The 2,335-nt window shown below is 71.0% G+C and carries 2 protein-coding genes; both read right to left on the bottom strand.

From position 1 onward, the window contains the following. A complete protein-coding gene (locus D180_RS17805; RefSeq protein ID WP_043091284.1) occupies positions 1-1,674 on the bottom strand; it encodes a M28 family metallopeptidase in 1,674 nt (557 codons plus the stop codon). Between the two features lie 271 nt (positions 1,675-1,945). Next, positions 1,946-2,335, bottom strand: a 390-nt coding sequence (locus D180_RS17800) for a hypothetical protein (protein ID WP_043091283.1), incomplete at its 5' end; no start/stop codon positions are given.

The following is a 2,335-nucleotide window of genomic DNA, read 5'->3' as shown; positions in this document are numbered from 1 at the left end:
TCACTTGGCGGGCGCGGCTTGGCGCTGTGCGGCGCTGGCGTCGCGGGTGGCGCGGAACTCGGAGTCGCGGCTCCAGTTCGGCCACTGCGTCGAATTGGCCAGTTCCTCGCCCAGCGTGTACAGCACCTGCATGTCGCGCGCGGCGCCGGCGAAGGTCCAGTTCGGCTGCCATTCGTCGCCGGGCTGGTGGTAGCGCTTGGCGGTGTAGTCGTCCGAGGCGGCCTTGCCGGCCGCCACGCCGCCGTCCACCCAGTCCTGGCCGGCGGCGAAGGACAGCGCCGGCACGCCGCGCTTGGCGAAGGAGAAGTGATCCGAGCGGAAGAAGTAGCCGGCTTCCGGCTTCGGATCGGGCGTGTAGCGCAGGTCCCAGCCCTTGGCCACGCGCTTGAGGTCGTCGAGCAGTTCCAGCTTGGCGGTGCCGTAGATGCCGAAATCGCGCGAGGGCCCGAACGGGCTCATGCCGTCCATGTTGATCACCGCCACCGTGCGCGCCAGCGGATACAGCGGCTTGGAGGCGTAGTACTCCGAGCCGAGCAGGCCCTTCTCCTCGGCGGTGACCGCCATGAACACCACCGAGCGCTGCAGCGCCGGGCCCTTGGCGAAGGCGCGGGCCAGTTCCAGCAGCGCGGCGACGCCGCTGGCGTTGTCCAGCGCGCCGTTGAAGATGCGGTCGCCCTTGGCGTCGGGTGCGCCCACGCCCAGGTGATCCCAGTGCGCGGTGTAGATGAGGGTGTCGTCCGGCCGGGTCTTGCCGGGCAGGCGCGCGACCACGTTGTGCGAGGTGATCACCTCCGACTTCACCGCGTAGTCGGCGTACAGGCGCTCGCCCTTCAGCTCCACCGGCTTGAAGTCGCGCGATTGCGCCTGCTTCTTCAGCGCATCGAAATCCAGCCCGGCGCGCTTGAACAGGTCCACCGCCAGGTCGCGCTGGATCCAGCCCTCCAGCTCCGGGTGCACCGACTTGGGATCGTCGCGGACCACGTCGAACATGCTGTTGGTGTTGGAGTTGGCGACGGTGGCCCAGCCGTAGGACGCCGGTGCGGTCTCGTGCACGATCAGCACGCCGGCCGCGCCCTGCCGCGCGCCTTCCTCGAACTTGTAGGTCCAGCGGCCGTAGTAGGTCATGCCCTTGCCGTCGAACGCGCCCTTGCCGGTCTCGAAATCGGGGTCGTTGATCAGCACCACCGCGATCTTGCCCTTCAGATCCACGCCCTTGAAGTCGTCCCAGCCGCGCTCGGGCGCCTTGACGCCGTAGCCGACGAACACCAGCGGTGCGCCGTCCAGGGTCACCTGGCTGCTGCCGTCGAGCGCGGCGCGCACGGCGATCTGCTGGCCCTGGGTCAGGGCCTGGCGCTGGTCGCCGCTGGCGATGGCCAGCTGCGGCGTACCGACGATGTCGGCGCGGCGCAGCGGCACCGCCTGGGTCCACAGGCGCTTGCCGTCGCGCAGGTCGCCGCCGGGCTGCAGGCCGGCCGCCTGGAACTGCGCGCTCAGATAGGCCACGGTCTTCTCCTCGCCCACCGAGCCCGGGGCGCGGCCCTCGTAGGCGTCGGAGGCCAGTGTCTTGACGTCGGCGGACAAGCGCTTGGTGTCGAAGGTCGGTGCGGGCGGCGGTGCCGCCAGGCTGGCGCCGGACAGCGCAAGCGCCAGCAGGCTCACGATCGGTCGTTTCACGGAGTTCCCTCGGCAGACACAAAGAACCTCGAGTGTAGCGGCGCGGCCAGGCGATCGGCAGGGGCCGGGGCGGTTTGGGCGCGCGCGGTCGTTCGAGCGCTGATGTCGTGGGGCGCGCCATCATCCCCGCGCATGCCGCGTGCCGCTGCGCGTGGGCGTAGCAGGGACGCGCGAGGAAATGGACGCTCGCCCGGGACTTCCGTGGCTGGAGCCCGCGGGCCGGCTGGCGCCCTGCGGCCGCAGGCCAGCACCGGCCGGGCCGCGGCAGCGCTCAGCGTCCGCGCAGCCGATCCAGCGCCAGCGAGAGCAGCATGGCGCCGACGCCCCCGGCAAGCACGCAAGATCCCAGCCAGCTGCCGGGCTCGCGGAACGCGTCGCGGTGGCTGTTGATCCAGGCGATGAGCGCACCGACGCAGACGGCCGACATGGCGGCACCGATCACCCCCACCAGCAGATGCGCGCGCCAGCCACGCAGGCGGGGCCAGGCATAGGCGGCGAACAGGCCGGTCAACAGCCCCGGCAACGCGCCGAAGATGCAGGACATCAACGCCATGAGCAGGAAAAGCGGCAGCGCATCGCCGAAGCCGCCGGGCTGCCCCCACGTCCAGGAAAACGCCAACGGCAGACCGACGACCAGCGTGCCCAGGAGCGGCCCGACGAT

The sequence above is a fragment of the Xanthomonas sp. SHU 166 genome (assembly GCF_000364685.1).
In the GTDB taxonomy this organism is placed as follows: domain Bacteria; phylum Pseudomonadota; class Gammaproteobacteria; order Xanthomonadales; family Xanthomonadaceae; genus Xanthomonas_A; species Xanthomonas_A sontii.
This window is presented reverse-complemented; position numbering and strand designations above follow the sequence as displayed.